This is a genomic window from Ruegeria sp. BB10 (genome assembly GCF_056535725.1).
Genome location: NZ_JBQFIW010000001.1, coordinates 279,264 through 294,797, shown reverse-complemented (window position 1 = coordinate 294,797; position 15,534 = coordinate 279,264). Strand labels below are relative to the sequence as shown.

The 15,534-nt window shown below is 57.4% G+C and carries 18 protein-coding genes and 3 tRNA genes; 13 read left to right on the top strand and 8 right to left on the bottom strand.

The annotated features are described in order from the left end of the window. Positions 1 to 33 precede the first annotated feature (33 nt). Both ACR3EP_RS01515 and ACR3EP_RS01510 read left to right on the top strand, forming a co-directional pair. Positions 34 to 3,471 carry a pyruvate carboxylase gene (locus ACR3EP_RS01515; RefSeq protein ID WP_480635972.1) on the top strand — a complete coding sequence of 1,146 codons (3,438 nt, stop codon included), beginning with the start codon at positions 34 to 36 and terminating at the stop codon, positions 3,469 to 3,471. Positions 3,472 to 3,545: 74 nt separating this feature from the next. After that, positions 3,546 to 3,929, top strand: a complete 384-nt coding sequence (locus ACR3EP_RS01510; RefSeq protein WP_170348022.1) for an MAPEG family protein — start codon at positions 3,546 to 3,548, stop codon at positions 3,927 to 3,929. 16 nt (positions 3,930 to 3,945) lie between these two features. Here the strand turns inward: ACR3EP_RS01510 and ACR3EP_RS01505 are convergent, their stop codons facing one another. Beyond that, the gene (locus ACR3EP_RS01505; protein ID WP_170348021.1) at positions 3,946 to 4,098 is read right to left on the bottom strand and encodes a hypothetical protein; all 153 of its coding nucleotides are present in this window, start codon (positions 4,096 to 4,098) and stop codon (positions 3,946 to 3,948) included. Positions 4,099 to 4,246: 148 nt separating this feature from the next. Between ACR3EP_RS01505 and ACR3EP_RS01500 the strand changes: the two genes are divergently transcribed. The 3 genes from ACR3EP_RS01500 to ACR3EP_RS01490 all read left to right on the top strand — a co-directional run bounded on the left by ACR3EP_RS01500 (position 4,247) and on the right by ACR3EP_RS01490 (position 5,382). Further along, positions 4,247 to 4,321 (top strand) — tRNA-Gly (locus ACR3EP_RS01500). A gap of 34 nt (positions 4,322 to 4,355) precedes the next feature. After that, a tRNA-Gly gene (locus ACR3EP_RS01495) sits at positions 4,356 to 4,430 on the top strand. Between the two features lie 85 nt (positions 4,431 to 4,515). Beyond that, entirely contained in the window at positions 4,516 to 5,382 is an 867-nt protein-coding gene (locus tag ACR3EP_RS01490) for a GNAT family N-acetyltransferase (protein ID WP_480635969.1), read from the top strand. Here ACR3EP_RS01490 and ACR3EP_RS01485 read toward each other — a convergent pair. After that, on the bottom strand, positions 5,379 to 5,618 hold the full coding sequence (locus ACR3EP_RS01485) for an Lrp/AsnC ligand binding domain-containing protein (RefSeq protein WP_058280212.1): 240 nt from the start codon (positions 5,616 to 5,618) through the stop codon (positions 5,379 to 5,381). The two genes, ACR3EP_RS01490 and ACR3EP_RS01485, sit on opposite strands and share 4 nt — an antisense overlap. A gap of 154 nt (positions 5,619 to 5,772) precedes the next feature. Here ACR3EP_RS01485 and hisB point away from each other — a divergent pair, with 154 nt between their 5' ends. Beyond that, on the top strand, positions 5,773 to 6,360 hold the full coding sequence (gene hisB / locus ACR3EP_RS01480; protein WP_170348018.1) for an imidazoleglycerol-phosphate dehydratase HisB: 588 nt from the start codon (positions 5,773 to 5,775) through the stop codon (positions 6,358 to 6,360). Then, positions 6,361 to 6,999: an imidazole glycerol phosphate synthase subunit HisH gene (hisH, locus tag ACR3EP_RS01475; protein ID WP_480635967.1), complete on the top strand. Its 639-nt coding sequence runs from the start codon at positions 6,361 to 6,363 to the stop codon at positions 6,997 to 6,999. It abuts the gene before it with no gap. 4 nt (positions 7,000 to 7,003) lie between these two features. Here the strand turns inward: hisH and ACR3EP_RS01470 are convergent, their stop codons facing one another. After that, the gene (locus ACR3EP_RS01470; RefSeq protein ID WP_480635965.1) at positions 7,004 to 7,405 is read right to left on the bottom strand and encodes a DUF2147 domain-containing protein; all 402 of its coding nucleotides are present in this window, start codon (positions 7,403 to 7,405) and stop codon (positions 7,004 to 7,006) included. Positions 7,406 to 7,539: 134 nt separating this feature from the next. Here ACR3EP_RS01470 and hisA point away from each other — a divergent pair, with 134 nt between their 5' ends. Next, positions 7,540 to 8,262: a 1-(5-phosphoribosyl)-5-[(5-phosphoribosylamino)methylideneamino]imidazole-4-carboxamide isomerase gene (gene hisA, locus ACR3EP_RS01465; protein WP_480635963.1), complete on the top strand. Its 723-nt coding sequence runs from the start codon at positions 7,540 to 7,542 to the stop codon at positions 8,260 to 8,262. Positions 8,263 to 8,311: 49 nt separating this feature from the next. Here the strand turns inward: hisA and ACR3EP_RS01460 are convergent, their stop codons facing one another. Then, positions 8,312 to 8,758: a DUF302 domain-containing protein gene (locus ACR3EP_RS01460; protein WP_480635961.1), complete on the bottom strand. Its 447-nt coding sequence runs from the start codon at positions 8,756 to 8,758 to the stop codon at positions 8,312 to 8,314. 416 nt (positions 8,759 to 9,174) lie between these two features. Between ACR3EP_RS01460 and ACR3EP_RS01455 the strand changes: the two genes are divergently transcribed. The 4 genes from ACR3EP_RS01455 to ACR3EP_RS01440 all read left to right on the top strand — a co-directional run bounded on the left by ACR3EP_RS01455 (position 9,175) and on the right by ACR3EP_RS01440 (position 13,032). After that, entirely contained in the window at positions 9,175 to 11,217 is a 2,043-nt protein-coding gene (locus ACR3EP_RS01455; protein WP_480635959.1) for a fused MFS/spermidine synthase, read from the top strand. 99 nt (positions 11,218 to 11,316) lie between these two features. Further along, positions 11,317 to 12,078 carry an imidazole glycerol phosphate synthase subunit HisF gene (gene hisF, locus ACR3EP_RS01450; RefSeq protein WP_117872606.1) on the top strand — a complete coding sequence of 254 codons (762 nt, stop codon included), beginning with the start codon at positions 11,317 to 11,319 and terminating at the stop codon, positions 12,076 to 12,078. Then, entirely contained in the window at positions 12,075 to 12,392 is a 318-nt protein-coding gene (locus ACR3EP_RS01445; protein ID WP_170360315.1) for a phosphoribosyl-ATP diphosphatase, read from the top strand. The genes hisF and ACR3EP_RS01445 overlap by 4 nt, the downstream gene beginning before the upstream one ends. A 73-nt stretch (positions 12,393 to 12,465) precedes the next feature. Then, positions 12,466 to 13,032, top strand: a complete 567-nt coding sequence (locus ACR3EP_RS01440; RefSeq protein WP_480635957.1) for a hypothetical protein — start codon at positions 12,466 to 12,468, stop codon at positions 13,030 to 13,032. On the opposite strand, the gene ACR3EP_RS01435 is transcribed toward ACR3EP_RS01440, so the two are convergent. The 4 genes from ACR3EP_RS01435 to rlmB form a co-directional block, all read right to left on the bottom strand. After that, positions 13,029 to 13,499: a CoA-binding protein gene (locus ACR3EP_RS01435; protein ID WP_170504682.1), complete on the bottom strand. Its 471-nt coding sequence runs from the start codon at positions 13,497 to 13,499 to the stop codon at positions 13,029 to 13,031. The two genes, ACR3EP_RS01440 and ACR3EP_RS01435, sit on opposite strands and share 4 nt — an antisense overlap. A 198-nt stretch (positions 13,500 to 13,697) precedes the next feature. Beyond that, positions 13,698 to 14,150: a YHS domain-containing (seleno)protein gene (locus ACR3EP_RS01430; protein ID WP_170360318.1), complete on the bottom strand. Its 453-nt coding sequence runs from the start codon at positions 14,148 to 14,150 to the stop codon at positions 13,698 to 13,700. Between the two features lie 106 nt (positions 14,151 to 14,256). After that, positions 14,257 to 14,571 (bottom strand): hypothetical protein, encoded by a 315-nt coding sequence (locus ACR3EP_RS01425; RefSeq protein WP_174821525.1) that lies wholly within the window; start codon positions 14,569 to 14,571, stop codon positions 14,257 to 14,259. Then, positions 14,552 to 15,325: a 23S rRNA (guanosine(2251)-2'-O)-methyltransferase RlmB gene (gene rlmB, locus ACR3EP_RS01420; RefSeq protein WP_170374477.1), complete on the bottom strand. Its 774-nt coding sequence runs from the start codon at positions 15,323 to 15,325 to the stop codon at positions 14,552 to 14,554. Before rlmB ends, ACR3EP_RS01425 begins: the two co-directional genes overlap by 20 nt. A 116-nt stretch (positions 15,326 to 15,441) precedes the next feature. On the opposite strand from rlmB, the gene ACR3EP_RS01415 reads away from it, so the two are divergent. Further along, positions 15,442 to 15,525, top strand: a tRNA-Tyr gene (locus tag ACR3EP_RS01415). The last annotated feature ends 9 nt before the right edge of the window (positions 15,526 to 15,534 follow it).

Sequence of the window (15,534 nt, the reverse complement as noted above, 5' to 3'; positions counted from 1 at the left end):
AATACGGCCAAACCACCAAGACCGGGACCTGATATGACCAACTTCAACAAGATCCTGATCGCCAATCGCGGCGAGATAGCCATTCGCGTGATGCGCGCAGCAAACGAGATGGGCAAACGCACCGTCGCTGTCTTCGCCGAAGAAGATAAGCTGGGCCTGCACCGGTTCAAGGCGGATGAGGCCTATCGCATCGGCGAGGGGATGGGACCAGTTGCTGCCTATCTGAGCATCGACGAAATCATCCGCGTGGCCAAGGAATGCGGCGCGGACGCGATCCACCCGGGCTATGGCCTGCTGTCCGAGAACCCCGATTTCGTGGATGCCTGCGTTCAGAATGGCATCACCTTCATCGGCCCCAAAGCTGAAACCATGCGCGCGCTTGGTGACAAGGCCAGCGCACGACGTGTGGCTATCGCGGCGGGCGTACCCGTCATCCCGGCGACCGAGGTTCTGGGCGATGACATGGACGCGATCCGCAAGGAAGCTGCCGAGATCGGTTATCCGCTGATGCTCAAGGCGTCTTGGGGCGGCGGCGGTCGCGGGATGCGCCCGATCGAATCCGAGGACGAGCTGGAAGAAAAAGTACTGGAAGGCCGCCGCGAGGCCGAGGCTGCGTTCGGCAACGGCGAGGGGTATCTGGAAAAGATGATCACCCGCGCCCGCCATGTCGAGGTGCAAATTCTCGGCGACAAACATGGCGAGATCTATCACCTCTATGAACGCGACTGTTCGGTCCAGCGCCGGAACCAGAAGGTCGTGGAACGGGCCCCTGCCCCGTATCTGTCCGAAGAACAGCGCGCGGAAATCTGCGAACTGGGCCGTAAAATCTGCGCCCATGTGAACTATGAATGCGCTGGCACTGTCGAATTCCTGATGGATATGGAAACCGGCAAGTTCTACTTCATCGAAGTGAATCCGCGCGTGCAGGTCGAACACACCGTCACCGAAGAAGTCACCGGCATCGACATCGTGCAGGCGCAGATCCTGATCGCCGAGGGCAAAACCCTGGCCGAGGCCACAGGTGCCGCCAGCCAGGTTGATGTGCATCTGAACGGTCACGCGCTGCAGACCCGGATCACCACCGAAGACCCGCAGAACAACTTCATCCCCGATTACGGCCGCATCACCGCCTATCGCTCGGCCACGGGTATGGGCATCCGTCTGGATGGCGGCACGGCTTATGCGGGTGGCGTGATTACGCGGTATTATGACTCGTTGCTGACCAAGGTAACCGCAAAGGCCCCAACGCCCGACGCGGCGATTGCCCGGATGGACCGGGCCCTGCGCGAGTTCCGTATTCGCGGCGTCAGCACCAATATCGACTTTGTCATCAACCTGCTGAAACACCCGACCTTCCTGTCGAATGAATACACCACCAAATTCATCGACACGACGCCGGACCTGTTCACCTTCAAGCGTCGTCGCGACCGCGGCACCAAGGTTCTGACCTATATCGCGGATATCACCGTGAACGGGCATCCCGAGACCGTAGATCGTCCCGCCCCGCGCGCTGATCTAAAAGAAGCCAAAGCCCCCGCGCCCAAAGCCGAGCCGCAAATGGGCACCCGCAATCTGCTGGAGCAAAAGGGCCCGCAGGCTGTAGCCGACTGGATGAAGGCGCAGCGTCAGCTGCTGATCACCGACACCACTATGCGTGATGGCCACCAGTCTCTGCTGGCCACCCGGATGCGGTCAATCGACATGATCAAGGTGGCACCGACCTATGCGGCCAACCTGCCACAACTGTTCAGCGTCGAATGCTGGGGCGGCGCAACTTTCGATGTGGCCTATCGCTTCTTGCAGGAATGCCCGTGGCAGCGCCTGCGTGACCTGCGCGAAACGATGCCGAACCTGATGACCCAAATGCTGCTGCGCGGGGCGAACGGGGTTGGCTACACCAACTATCCCGACAATGTAGTACAGGAATTCGTACGTCAGGCGTCCAAGAATATCGACGTGTTCCGCGTGTTCGACTCGCTAAACTGGGTCGAGAACATGCGCGTTGCGATGGATGCAGTGGTCGAGAATGGCAAAATCTGCGAAGGCACCGTTTGCTATACCGGTGACATTCTGGACCCGGATCGCTCCAAGTACGACCTGAAATACTATGTCGGCATGGCGAAAGAGTTGCGCGATGCAGGGGCACACGTTCTGGGCCTGAAGGACATGGCAGGTTTGCTGAAACCGGCCTCGGCCAAGATTCTGATCCGGGCGCTGAAAGAAGAGGTCGGGCTACCGATCCACTTCCACACGCACGACACCGCCGGCATCGCCAGCGCCACCATTCTGGCCGCATCCGAGGCCGGCGTGGATGCGGTGGATTGCGCGATGGACAGCTTCAGCGGCAACACCTCGCAGGCAACGCTGGGCACTGTGGTCGAAGCGCTGCGCCATACCGAGCGCGACACCGGGCTGGATATCAAGGCAATCCGGGAGATCAGCGATTACTTCGAGGCAGTGCGCGGCCAGTACGCGGCTTTTGAGTCCAGCCTTCAAGCCCCCGCGTCTGAGGTGTATCTGCACGAAATGCCAGGTGGTCAGTTCACCAATCTCAAGGCACAGGCGCGCAGCCTCGGCCTTGAAGAGCGTTGGCACGAAGTGGCGCAGATGTATGCGGACGTGAACCAGATGTTCGGTGATATCGTGAAAGTAACACCGTCATCCAAGGTCGTCGGTGACATGGCGCTGATGATGGTCAGTCAGAACATGACACGTGACGATGTGGAAAGCCCGGATTCTGACGTGGCCTTCCCCGACTCGGTCGTCGACATGATGCGTGGCAATCTGGGTCAGCCTCCTGGAGGGTTCCCGGACACCATCATCAAGAAGGTGCTAAAAGACGAGGCACCGAACACCGACCGCCCGGGCAAGGACGTGCCGGCGGTTGATCTGGAAGCCACACGCGCCGAGCTGTCCAAGCAATTGGAAGGCAAAGAGGTCGATGACGAGGATCTGAACGGCTACCTGATGTATCCCAAGGTCTTCCTGGACTACATGGGCCGTCACCGCGTCTATGGTCCGGTCCGCACCCTACCCACGCGCACGTTCTTCTATGGCATGGAGCCAGGCGAAGAGATCACCGCCGAGATCGACCCGGGCAAGACACTGGAAATCCGCTGTCAGGCCATTGGTGAGACCGACGAAAAAGGCGAAGTCAAAGTCTTCTTCGAACTCAACGGCCAGCCCCGCGTGATCCGGGTGCCGAACCGCATGGTCACCTCGACCACGCAGGCGCGGCCCAAGGCCGAGGCGGGCAACCACGACCATGTCGGCGCACCGATGCCAGGTGTTGTGGCCACTGTCGCCGTCACAGCTGGTCAGCAGGTCAAGGAAGGCGACATGCTGCTGACCATCGAAGCGATGAAAATGGAAACCGGCATCCACGCCGAACGCGACGCGACGGTCAAGGCCGTTCACGTGCAGCCCGGAGGCCAGATTGACGCTAAGGACCTGCTGGTCGAACTGGAATAACCGGTTTAGCCGTCTAAATTAACAGGGGCCGCGCGGGGAACCGGGCGGCCTTTTTTACGCCTAGGAGGATCAAGATGCTGTCCGTCACCCCAATCTACGCCGCACTGCTGGCGATTTTGTACGTCGTCTTAAGCGCCAAGGTTATCAGCCAACGTCGCAGCGACAAGATTTCCTACGGGGACGGTGGCAATCAGGACATGCTCAAAGTGATGCGGACGCATTCCAACTTTGTCGAATACACACCCTTTGCCCTTCTGTTGATCGCGATGGTCGAGCTGCAAGGCGCGGGTGGGCTGCTGCTGAATCTGCTGGGGCTGGCCCTGCTGACTGGACGGGTGATGCATGCCTATGGCTTCGGTCGCAGCCCGCAGATCGTGATTCTGCGCCAGATCGGGATGCTGCTAACCTTCACGGCCATTCTGGTGGCCGCAATTGCAAATCTCGTGCTGGCGCTCTGATCCGGCTGGCGGGGGCTTATCCCGCCAATATCTGCGTCTCAATCAGTGGTGCTTTCATTAGGACCGGCTCAACCTCGACCAGTTTGCCATCATCTTCCGCACAGAACACGGCCGTCAACACGATCAGTGCAGCCAGCAGTGCCATTTTCATATCTGCAACCCGTATCATTTCCTCTCCTCGAACCCTCTTGTTTTATAATGCTCTGTGGTTTGAACGTGCGGCGGCGGGGTTTCCGTCGAAAGATTTTTCCGCCTTTTTGTCTTTTTCTGCTTGCAGGCCCGCGTGGGAATTTATACATCCCTCCTCACTCAACGGCGCGGGCGTAGCTCAGGGGTAGAGCATAACCTTGCCAAGGTTAGGGTCGGGCGTTCGAATCGCCTCGCCCGCTCCATTGAGAGGTCTTCGGACCAACATTTGTATCTGATGCGGGCGTAGCTCAGGGGTAGAGCATAACCTTGCCAAGGTTAGGGTCGGGCGTTCGAATCGCCTCGCCCGCTCCAGATACAAACCCATTCAAACACACTGGTTTCTTCGTAAGCGTTGCGCCATTCTGGCCGTGATTTCAATCATGCACGGAATTCGCCAATGTCGGACTATGTCATTCGCCCCCTTACTGCCGCCGAAGTCGAACACGCCGTGGATTGGGCCGGTCGCGAAGGGTGGAATCCGGGCAAACATGATGCCAAGTGCTTTCGCACGACAGACCCGGATGGGTTTCTGGGTGGGTTTCTGAATGGCGAGATGATCGCGTCGGTATCAGCGGTAAATTACGACGAAACCTTCGCATTCCTGGGGTTCTATATCGTCAAACCCGAGTTTCGCCACCATGGCCACGGGCTTGAGATCGCTCAGCATGCGTTGGCCCATTGTACCGGGCGCAATATGGGGCTGGATGGCGTGGTCGAGCAACAGGACAATTACCGCAAGTCCGGCTTTACCTTTGCCTATAACAACTATCGTTTTGCCGGCACGAAAAGTCGGATGTTGGCTAAGCTGGGAACCAGACAGAACGATCAAATCACCGATCTGACCCAAGCATCCGACGCCTTGAAAGACTATGATCGCGAACTGTTTCCCGCGCCACGCGACTTGTTTCTGGGCGACTGGCTGAGTGCCTATAGCCACGTATCGAAAGTCTTTACCGAGAACGGCAGAATCAGAGGGTACGCAACACTTCGCCCCTGCCTCACTGGGTATAAGGTTGGCCCTCTGTTTGCGGATAACTCCGACATCGCAAGGGCTTTGCTGGCCGCAATTCTGACTGCAATCCCTGAGGATCACAATGAGCATGAGGTCTTCGTGGACATGCCTCAACCCAACCCATCAGCGTTCGCGCTGGCCGATGAACTTGGGTTGGACAAGGTGTTCGAAACAGCCCGGATGTATTCAGACTACGAACCAGACATCGATCTGAGCCGCATCTTTGGCGTCACGACCTTTGAGCTTGGTTAAAACGCCTTGAACGTCATCGTGGTCAGCGACCGTTCGATGTTGGGAATCACCAGCAGGTTTTCATTGATGAAATGGCCTACATCTTCGGTCTCGGGGATGTAAAGCTTCAGCAGCAGGTCAAACTCACCGCTGGTCGAATACAGCTCAGAATGGATTTCGCGCAGGGCGATTTCCTCGGCCACCTTGTAGGTAGAGCCGGGTTTGCAGCGAATCTGGATGAAAACGCAAGTGGACATGGGCCGTGCCTTGTTGGTTCAGTTTCCTGCAGGCTGGCATGGGCCGCGACCGGGCGCAATCCCCTGCAACAGTTTGCGGTGAATGCCACGCTTGGTCTGGATAAGGCGGGCCATCCCCGTCTATAAGCGCGCCTGTAGCAAAAGGAATTCGCCCATGCGCAGCGCAAAGATCAGCCGTCAAACCGCCGAGACCGAAATATCGGTCGAGGTCAATCTGGACGGCACCGGCACCTATGACAACCAGACCGGCGTCGGTTTCTTCGATCATATGCTGGACCAGCTGGCGCGCCATTCGCTGATCGACATGACGATCCGCGCCAAGGGTGATTATCACATCGACGACCACCACACGGTCGAGGATACCGGCATCGCGCTGGGTCAGGCGTTGACCCAGGCCCTAGGCGACAAGAAAGGTATCCGCCGCTATGGCGAATGCCACCTGCCCATGGATGACGCCCAGGTGCGGTGTGCGCTGGATCTGTCGGGCCGTCCGTTCCTGATCTGGAACGTGGACCTGCCGACGCCCAAGATCGGCGCGTTCGACACCGAACTGGTACGCGAGTTCTTTCAGGCGCTCAGCACCCATGGCGGCATCACGTTGCACATCGACCAGTTGCACGGCTTCAACAGCCACCACATTGCCGAGGCCGCGTTCAAAGCCGTCGCCCGCGCCCTGCGTCTGGCGGTTGAGACTGACCCGCGCAAGGCCGATGCGATTCCGTCGACAAAGGGCGCGCTGTAAATGCTCACGGCCATTATCGACTACGAAAGCGGCAACCTGCACTCGGCCGAAAAGGCGTTTCAGCGCATGGCGCGCGAAATGGATGCCGGTCAGGTCGTAGTGACCTCGGACGCGGATGTTGTGGCGCGGGCCGACCGTCTGGTTCTGCCCGGTGACGGCGCCTTTCCAGCCTGCGCGTCTGAACTGCGCGGCCACAAGGGCATCTATGACGCGATGGTCGAGGCGGTGGAACAAAAAGGCCGCCCGTTTCTTGGCATCTGCGTCGGGATGCAGCTGATGGCCTCAAAAGGTCATGAATACACCGAGACCGACGGCCTGGATTGGGTGGCCGGTGATGTGCTGCGGATCGAACCCTCGGACGATGCGCTGAAGGTGCCCCATATGGGTTGGAACGATCTGGTGCTGGAAAGCGATCACCCAGTGTTCAGTGGCGTCAAAACAGGTGATCATGTCTATTTCGTCCACTCCTACCATTTTCGGGTAACAGACCCGGCAGAGCGGTTGGCTTTTGTGGACTATGGCCAAGAGGTCACGGCCGTGATTGGCCGCGACACAATGGTTGGCATGCAGTTCCACCCCGAGAAAAGCCAGGACGTGGGCCTACGCATGATCGGAAACTTCCTGACCTGGATGCCCTGAACGGTTACTGAACCCGCGTCCAGGTCTGCCCACGGCAGACCAGACCACCAGCAACACAGCCTTTGACAGTCAGCTCATTCTGACTGTCCAGTGTCATTTTCGAGTTGTAGGTCTTGTCGCGGTCTGGCGCCCAGATTTTTCCGCTGTCGTACTGACCATCCCCCTCGGGCACCATATCCCAGATGATCTGTTTGCCCAGGTTTTCATATTCCAACTGCTGGTTGCCATCACCGTCGAAGGCGCTGTCAATTGTGCCACAAATCGCACTGCCACATTCCGCAATGGTTACATGCAGATAGCCGCCCGTATCCCCCGGCTGGGTCTTCCACAGCCCATCAACCGGGTCAGCCGCAAAGGCGGTGGTCGCCATGGTGGCTAAACCTGCTGCAAGTAGAAATTTCTTCATAATGCTCTCCCTGTGTTGCGATCACTCTGGCCCGGCGACCGGCTTCGGGCAAGAATGACTTTGCGTCGCGTTGCATCCCCTGCCCTGACTGTGCGATATCCCGCGCGACTGACCAAGATATAGGGCCGCCCGACATGATCCTCTACCCCGCCATTGACCTCAAAGACGGCCAGGCCGTGCGCCTGCTGCGCGGTGAAATGGACAAGGCCACCGTGTTCAATGACGATCCGGCCGCGCAAGCCCGCGCCTTTGTCGAGGCCGGGTGCGAGTGGCTGCATCTAGTCGATCTGAACGGCGCTTTTGCCGGTGAGCCGATCAATGCCGCGCCGGTCGAGGCCATTCTGAAAGCCTGCAACGTGCCCGCGCAGTTGGGTGGCGGCATTCGCGACATGACCACAATCGAAACCTGGATCGAAAAAGGCCTCGCTCGCGTAATTCTGGGTACGGTTGCAGTGGAAAACCCCGATCTGGTGCGTGAAGCAGCAAAGGCATTCCCCGGCAAGGTCGCTGTGGGCATTGACGCGCGGAACGGTATGGTCGCCACCAAGGGCTGGGCCGAAGAGACCGACGTTCAGGTCACCGATCTGGCCCGCAGTTTCGAGGATGCAGGCGTCGCAGCCATCATATACACAGACATCAACCGCGATGGCGCGATGCAGGGCCCGAATATTGAAGCAACCGCCGATCTGGCCCGCGCCGTCTCAATCCCGGTCATTGCCTCGGGAGGTGTCAGTTCGCTGGATGATCTCATCGCCCTGCGCGATTGCGGCGTCGAATTGAACGGGGCGATTTCTGGTCGGGCGCTCTATGACGGAGCCCTCAATCTGAAAGAGGCCCTGGCCACCCTGAGCAACTAGAGCGGGCCCAAATGCGCCAGCAAGAAGTGCAGCTGGCGCATTCCTGATGTTATTGAGCCGCGACCGAAGTCAGTTTGGCCAACGCACCGCGCATCTTTTCGATGACCGGAGAATTCTCGACGGCGTCAAGCTCATCCATGGTCTCTTTCGGGTCTTCATAAGCCAGCCAAACCTGACCGTTTTCATCCTCATAGGCTTGAACTTTCAGTGGCAGGAACAATCCCGCCCGCGGGTCGATCTGCATCGCGGGCGTTCCCAGCGCCGGGTTGCCGAAGATCAGCACCTGATTGGCTGGGATACTCAGCCCGACCTTTTCCGCACCAGCCGCGTGATCGACGCGCGCAAATACGGTCGCGCCTGCATTGCCAACGGCGGCTTCAAGTGCATCCATTACCTCGGGTACGGATTTAGCTGTGTTTACCTTGATGATATCGTCTGCCATCGCTGCGACGGTCCCCCCAAATACAAAAGCGGCTGTCAAAAAAAGTTTACGCATCTCTTTGATCTCCTGATGAATTTGGGCGCAGTGTTCACAGTTTTGAACCGGGTGGCAATCACATCTCCGGCATCGGCGAGGCTTTGCCGGTTGCGAATTAAATGGGTTTCAATGGGTCCGCCGCGACCGATGACAAATCGTGAACAATTCCACGTTTCCGGTAAGAGTTTGCACATATCAGCCGCAAAATAGTCTTATTCCGTCGCTAGGGCTGAACCGCAATCTAATGCCGGAGTTTCATTGTGTCCGTTTCAAACGTATCTCAACCGACTGAAAATTGGCGCTATTATGCTCCGGTCATCAGTTTTTGCGCGACAATTTTTGTCAGCGCTAGCCTTTTGTTTTTTGTTCAACCGCTTTTCGCAAAACTCGTCTTGCCCAAAATCGGCGGTGCACCGGCGGTTTGGACAACAGCTATGCTGTTTTTCCAACTTATGTTGATAATGGGATATCTGTACGCCCATATCCTGACCCGGTGGTTTAGCCTGCGTTGGCAACTTGTTACACATCTGGCCCTTTGGCTGATCGCCCTCAGCTTTTTACCCTTGGCCACGCAAGAAGGCTGGAGATTCGATTCTTCGCAATCTATTGCCCTTCAAACGCTGATTCTGTTTGCGGCAGGGGTAGGCGTTCCATTTGCAGTGCTGTCCGCAAATGCCCCGCTTCTTCAGGCATGGTATTCGCGCTCTGGCGGTCCATCGGCCAACGATCCATATTTTCTGTACGCAGCCAGCAATGTTGGATCGCTGCTGGCCCTGTTGGCGTTCCCACTGATGGCCGATCCATTCTTTGGTGCGCAAGACATCAGCCTGTTCTGGTCCGTCGGATTTGTCGTGTTTGGTATTCTTATGGCCGTCAGTGGTGTGTTTGCCCTTCGTGGTGGAACCGAACCTGTCGCCGTACATGAACCGCAAACGACAGGCAGCGCCCTGAGCATCAAGACAATTTCCACTTGGGTGTTCATTGCATTCATTCCGTCATCCCTGATGCTGGCCACAACAACCAAGCTCAGCATCGATCTTGGTGCCATCCCGCTAATCTGGGTTCTGCCACTGGCGACATATATCCTGACCTTCATTCTCGCTTTTACCAAATGGCGTCGAGTCACCCTGGATAGTCTGAAAGTTCCGGTTTTGATCGCGCTGGCAATCGCCGTGGTCCTGCTGTCCAAGGTTGCACCGACGCACAAGGCCTTGGCGTTGATGATGCTGTATGTTCCGATCCTCTTTCTGGTCGCCCTGTTTGCGCATAGGCTTCTGTATGAACTTCGGCCACCAGCCGAGCATCTGACCGTCTTCTATCTGGCGCTTTCGGTTGGAGGGGCTTGTGGAGGCCTGTTCAACTCGATCATTGCGCCGGTCTTCTTTGACCGCGAGATCGAATTCGCCCTGACACTCATTGCGACCGGTGGACTGTTTCTGCTGCACGCAGGTACTTTTAGTATCCGTCACGTTGCCATTGGAATCATTGCGTCGATTCCGCTGTTGTTCGTGACAGGCGCACTGCGCTTCAGCCTCGTGTTCGACTCTCGCACACTTGGTATCTTGGTGGCGTCCTCACTTGTTGCCGCAGTGCTACTGGCCTTTAGAAATGCCCCGACCCGATTGGCGACAGTTCTGCTGATCGTTTTGGCACCGAACCTGATCTCGAAGACTCAGGTCTATTTCCGCGATCGCAGCTTTTTCGGAACCCACGCCGTCTATGATTTCAAAGAGTTCCGGGTCTACAAGAACGGAACCACCGTACACGGCTGGCAAAGGCAAACACCGCCTAGTACGCGGCCGGTCGGATCCTCGTATTATCATCCGAACGGGCCAATGGCCGAAATCCTGACATCGGAATACGGCCAGAACTCGGACAATGTCGCAATTGTCGGCCTTGGGACCGGTGCGTTGGCTTGCTATGGGCAACCGCATCAGACGTGGGATTTCTTTGAGATCGACCAAACCGTTGATCGCATTGCACGCGACCCTGAACTATTCACGTATATGTCCACATGTGCACCGGACACGACCACCCATCTGGGCGACGCCCGGATCGTTCTGGAATATCAAAAGTTCGACTTTGATATCATGGTGCTGGACGCCTACAGTTCAGACGCGATACCGCTCCACCTGATCACGCAGGAGGCAATCGAGGTCTATCTGAACCATCTGGATCAGGATGGCACGTTGGTCTTCCATATCTCGAACCAGTATTACGATCTTTCACCGCAACTGGCGCGAGCCGCAGCAACGCTGAACCTGCACGCAGCACTTCAAATGGACGATGCCACCGAGGAAGAAGAAAAAACCGGCGCGTCTGACACGCATGTCGTCATCCTGAGCCGAGACAAAAATCGCATCGAATCGTTCATCGATACCGGCAAGTGGGAGCCTTTGGTCACCGACGGTCAGGTTCCGTGGACGGATGACAAGGCGAACCTTCTGTCGGCCCTCAAGATACTGCACACAAACTGATTGCACATAACGCAACCTGTGCCCCGCCACAGTCAGGCTGTTCAGCACTGGCATCGGCGGGGCTTTGTAGGTAGAGGTGCGGCAACAAAGGATGCCGACATGCTGAAAACCCGCATCATTCCCTGTCTGGATGTCGCTGATGGCCGTGTGGTCAAGGGCGTGAATTTCGTTGGCCTGCGTGATGCTGGTGACCCGGTTGAATCGGCCAAGGCCTACGACGCCGCCGGCGCAGATGAGATCTGCTTTCTGGACATCCACGCCACCCATGAAAACCGCGGTACAATGTTTGACGTGGTACAACGCACCGCCGAGCAGTGCTTTGTGCCCCTCACCGTGGGTGGCGGTGTGCGTACTAAAGATGACGTGCGCGCTCTGTTGCTGGCTGGTGCGGACAAGGTCAGTTTCAACTCGGCCGCCGTGGCAAACCCCGATGTGATTGCGGAATCGGCTGATCAGTTCGGCAGCCAGTGCATTGTCTGTGCCATCGACGCCAAGACCGTCAGCCCCGGCAAGTGGGAGATTTTCACCCACGGCGGCCGCAAACCCACCGGCATTGACGCGGTGGAATTCGCCAAAACCGTCGTCGCCAAAGGTGCCGGGGAAATCCTGCTGACGTCAATGGACCGCGACGGCACCAAGGCCGGGTTCAACCTGCCCCTGACCCGCGCCATTTCCGACGCGGTGGACGTACCAGTGATCGCTTCGGGCGGGGTTGGAAACCTTGACCACCTGGTCGAAGGTGTGACCGAAGGCGGGGCCAGCGCAGTTCTTGCCGCCTCGATCTTTCATTTCGGCGAATACACTATCCGCGAGGCTAAGGAACACATGGCCGCTGCAGGTATTCCGATGAGGCTAACATGAGCATTCTGCACGACCTGGCCGCCACCATTGAGGCCCGTAAAGGAGCTGATCCTGACTCCAGTTGGACCGCCAAGCTACTGGCAAAAGGGCCCGAGAAATGCGCCGAAAAATTCGGCGAAGAGGCCGTCGAAGCCATTATCGAGGCCGTCAAGGACAACAAGGCCGCGCTTACGGCAGAGGCGGCGGATGTGCTCTATCATCTGCTTGTCATGCTGGCTGCGCGGGATGTGGCACTGGATGATGTGCTGGCGGAATTGGAACGTCGTCAGGGCACCAGCGGCATCGCCGAAAAATCCGCGCGCCCCAAGGGGTAATCGGCAGGGTTTCGTCATACCGCTCAACCCTTTATCATCGTGTTTCATGCTTTGCAGATCGAAGGGCACGCAGATGATCAAAGCTTTGGCCTTGGTGCTGGCCCTTCTGACGTTGGGGGCATGCGCGTCCCCTCCCCCTTCGACCGGAGATGAAGTTCAACGGCTGGCCAGCGAAATACGCAGCCTCGGCCCCGATATCGCCCCGGAAGAGGCTGACCGCGCCGCGCGCATTGCCTATTCCTATACGGCGCAATTGGTGCAGGAATACGAAATCACCGACCCTCCGTTGATCCACAACGCCAAGGTCAACAAGGGTCTGCGCCCGCGCGGGCTGTGCTGGCACTGGGCCGAAGATATCGAGCGCCGCCTGAAGCAGGAAAACTTCCAGACGCTTGACCTGCACCGCGCCATCGCCAACGCCGACAACCCGTTCAGAATCGATCACAGCACGGCCATCATCAGCCGCAGAGGGGAAACGATGTATGACGGTGTGGTGTTGGATCCGTGGCGCTATGGCGGCGTGCTGTTTTGGTCGCCGCTGATCGAAGACACAAAATACGAATGGGTGCCACGCGACGTCGTTTTGGAGAAGCGCCGCGTGGAACAATACGGCGATCTCTTGCCCTATACCGGCGGCTAGATTTTAGACGAGATGACACCAGTGGCAAATCCGCCCATGCGCAACTCACCAAACAGGCGCTGATATTCGATCTTGGGGCAACGGTTCATCACCACATCCACCCCGCGCGCCTGTGCCTTGGCGGCAGCATCAGCGTTTTCAACTCCGATCTGCATCCAGACGGTGCGCAGGTTCGGGAAGGCATCCAATGCCTCATCCACAATAGGTGGCACAGCTTCGGACCGGCGGAAAATGTCGACCATATCCACGGGCTCAGAAATCTCGGACAACGTTGCCCTGACGGTCTGACCAAACAGCTCTTTGCCTGCGTGGCCCGGATTGACCGGAATGACCGTAAAGCCCTTCAAGGAAAGATATCGTGCCACATAATAACTGGGGCGTACCGGGTTCATTGACACACCCACAACAGCGACAACTTTGGTGCGCTGAAGAATCTCTTTTAGGTGCTTATCGGAATAGTCGGCCATCTGCGCACCCTATGCCGTCCTTACCAAAGAAAAAAGCGCCCAGGTTGAACCTGAGCGCCAGTTGTTGGAACGAGGGACAGTGAAATGACCCGCGGCAGTTCCGTTCCGCGGTCACTGTGACATTTAGGCATAAATTGAGAGAAAAAAAGAGGGGGTGCGCATTTTTGTGATGACAGATCACGAAAAGCGAAAACCCGCCTATTGCTCGTAAAGAATTACAGGCCAATGCGCCTCGGCCATACGGATATATTCCGTCCTGGCTTCACGCCACATCGCTTCGATTTCGGGTGAGTGGGTCAGATACAGCCGACCGTCCACGACCTGCCATGCCTTGGGATCGGTGCTAACAAGCGATCCATGCGCCATGGCATAGGCGCAATATCCACCGAATTGAGGGGCAAAGGCACGTGGATCACGTTCAAACGCGTCACGGTTCTCAGCGGTTGCAAAGTGCCACTGGGCCCCTTTCCAGACAACGGCGTATTTCGGCTGACCATGAACCGGAGCATCGCCATTGAAATACGACACCACGTCATACCCGGACATCGCGGTGCCATCGGTCACGTAGAAGACAGGTATCTCCTGCGCTGTTGCGGCAGGAGTGATCAAAGCGGCGGCAATCGCGCCCAGAAGAAAACGTCGGGTCAACATCACAGAAATCGGAACAAGGTCATCAGGGTCTCAAGATGCAAGTTTTATGACCAAGTGACACCCCACTTAACGGGCTTGTGATCACCTGTGTCGCCCAGGCGCCACATCAATCAAAGATGTCTTCGATGACATCCCATGCCTCATCCAACACGTGTGAGAAGACACTCTTTTTCTTTTTCTGCTTCTTTTTCTTGTGGCTTGCAGTCGGCTTTGCCGCACCACGCCTTGATTGGCTTTCGGACAATTTACGCTTGGGCATCATCTTGAGGTTATGCAATGGCGCCCCGCAGCTGGAACAGCTCAGCTCATGACGGTCCTGACCTTTCAGAACCAGCGCAGCGCGGGTCCCGCAATAACAACAGGTGGCGATTTTGGACGGGCTGGGAATGGCACTCTCCTGTCTATCTGTGCCTTGAGGCATATAGGGCAATTGCGGCAGCATTTGAGACGTTAAGTGACCCAAACCCGCCCGCTGCGTCGATTTTCACCAGTTGATCAACTGTTTCTTTGGTTTTTTGCCGCAAGCCCGGCCCCTCGGCCCCCAATACCAACGCAACCGGCTGATCAAGTTTGCCACCCAACGCTGTCTCAATGGTTTCTTCGGCCTCACCATCCAGACCAAGAACCAGAAATCCCATGTTCTGAAGCTCGACGATGGCGTCGGCCAGATTGCGAACCCGCAAATACGGCTGACGTTCCAACGCGCCGCTAGCGGTTTTAGCCAGCGCCCCGGTTTCCGGCGCCGAATGGTGCCGCGTGCCGATAACCGCACTGGCCCCCAAAACCTCGGCTGAGCGCAGAATCGCCCCGACGTTATGCGGGTCGGTCACCCGGTCCAGCAGAATCACGCGAGGATGTTCGCGCCCGATGCAATTCTCGGCCAGCCCACCCCAATCCAGCGGTTTAACCTCAAGCGCTGCGCCTTGATGGACAGACCCCGGATCAATCGGCGCGGTGAATTTGCGCGGATCGACCATTTCGGCCTCAATCCCTGCAAAATCAATGGCCTCTGTCAGCTTGTCCTGCGCATTTCGCGTCACGATCAAACGCAGTTTTTGCCGCTTCGGATTCATCAACGCATCGCGTACAGCGTGAAGGCCAAACAGCCAGACAGTTTCGGACGCAGCCGCTTTACGGGCTTGTTCTTTCTCAACGACCCACTTGGGTTTCTTCATTTCTTGGGCCTCCGGGCCGGGAAATCGGTTTCCTGCGTCAAAGCGGTATTTTCCTGTTGACGCTCCTTTAAGGCGCTAGTAATCACGCCTCCACGTCAGGTGCAACGCCTGACAGTGGGCGACAGGCCGCAAGGTGTGGCAGGGGACTGTAACTCCCTCGCGGAGACGCACGCCTGGTTCGATTCCAGGGTCGCCCACCATCTTCTTCT

What these genes read in the sequence shown, in the direction of transcription:
- ACR3EP_RS01515 (WP_480635972.1), top strand. Translation starts at nt 34, where the DNA reads ATGACCAACTTCAACAAGATCCTGATCGCCAATCGCGGCGAGATAGCC.
- ACR3EP_RS01510 (WP_170348022.1), top strand. Translation starts at nt 3,546, where the DNA reads ATGCTGTCCGTCACCCCAATCTACGCCGCACTGCTGGCGATTTTGTAC.
- ACR3EP_RS01505 (WP_170348021.1), bottom strand. Translation starts at nt 4,098, where the DNA reads ATGATACGGGTTGCAGATATGAAAATGGCACTGCTGGCTGCACTGATC.
- ACR3EP_RS01490 (WP_480635969.1), top strand. Translation starts at nt 4,516, where the DNA reads ATGTCGGACTATGTCATTCGCCCCCTTACTGCCGCCGAAGTCGAACAC.
- ACR3EP_RS01485 (WP_058280212.1), bottom strand. Translation starts at nt 5,618, where the DNA reads ATGTCCACTTGCGTTTTCATCCAGATTCGCTGCAAACCCGGCTCTACC.
- hisB (WP_170348018.1), top strand. Translation starts at nt 5,773, where the DNA reads ATGCGCAGCGCAAAGATCAGCCGTCAAACCGCCGAGACCGAAATATCG.
- hisH (WP_480635967.1), top strand. Translation starts at nt 6,361, where the DNA reads ATGCTCACGGCCATTATCGACTACGAAAGCGGCAACCTGCACTCGGCC.
- ACR3EP_RS01470 (WP_480635965.1), bottom strand. Translation starts at nt 7,405, where the DNA reads ATGAAGAAATTTCTACTTGCAGCAGGTTTAGCCACCATGGCGACCACC.
- hisA (WP_480635963.1), top strand. Translation starts at nt 7,540, where the DNA reads ATGATCCTCTACCCCGCCATTGACCTCAAAGACGGCCAGGCCGTGCGC.
- ACR3EP_RS01460 (WP_480635961.1), bottom strand. Translation starts at nt 8,758, where the DNA reads ATGCGTAAACTTTTTTTGACAGCCGCTTTTGTATTTGGGGGGACCGTC.
- ACR3EP_RS01455 (WP_480635959.1), top strand. Translation starts at nt 9,175, where the DNA reads ATGCTGTTTTTCCAACTTATGTTGATAATGGGATATCTGTACGCCCAT.
- hisF (WP_117872606.1), top strand. Translation starts at nt 11,317, where the DNA reads ATGCTGAAAACCCGCATCATTCCCTGTCTGGATGTCGCTGATGGCCGT.
- ACR3EP_RS01445 (WP_170360315.1), top strand. Translation starts at nt 12,075, where the DNA reads ATGAGCATTCTGCACGACCTGGCCGCCACCATTGAGGCCCGTAAAGGA.
- ACR3EP_RS01440 (WP_480635957.1), top strand. Translation starts at nt 12,466, where the DNA reads ATGATCAAAGCTTTGGCCTTGGTGCTGGCCCTTCTGACGTTGGGGGCA.
- ACR3EP_RS01435 (WP_170504682.1), bottom strand. Translation starts at nt 13,499, where the DNA reads ATGGCCGACTATTCCGATAAGCACCTAAAAGAGATTCTTCAGCGCACC.
- ACR3EP_RS01430 (WP_170360318.1), bottom strand. Translation starts at nt 14,150, where the DNA reads ATGTTGACCCGACGTTTTCTTCTGGGCGCGATTGCCGCCGCTTTGATC.
- ACR3EP_RS01425 (WP_174821525.1), bottom strand. Translation starts at nt 14,571, where the DNA reads ATGCCTCAAGGCACAGATAGACAGGAGAGTGCCATTCCCAGCCCGTCC.
- rlmB (WP_170374477.1), bottom strand. Translation starts at nt 15,325, where the DNA reads ATGAAGAAACCCAAGTGGGTCGTTGAGAAAGAACAAGCCCGTAAAGCG.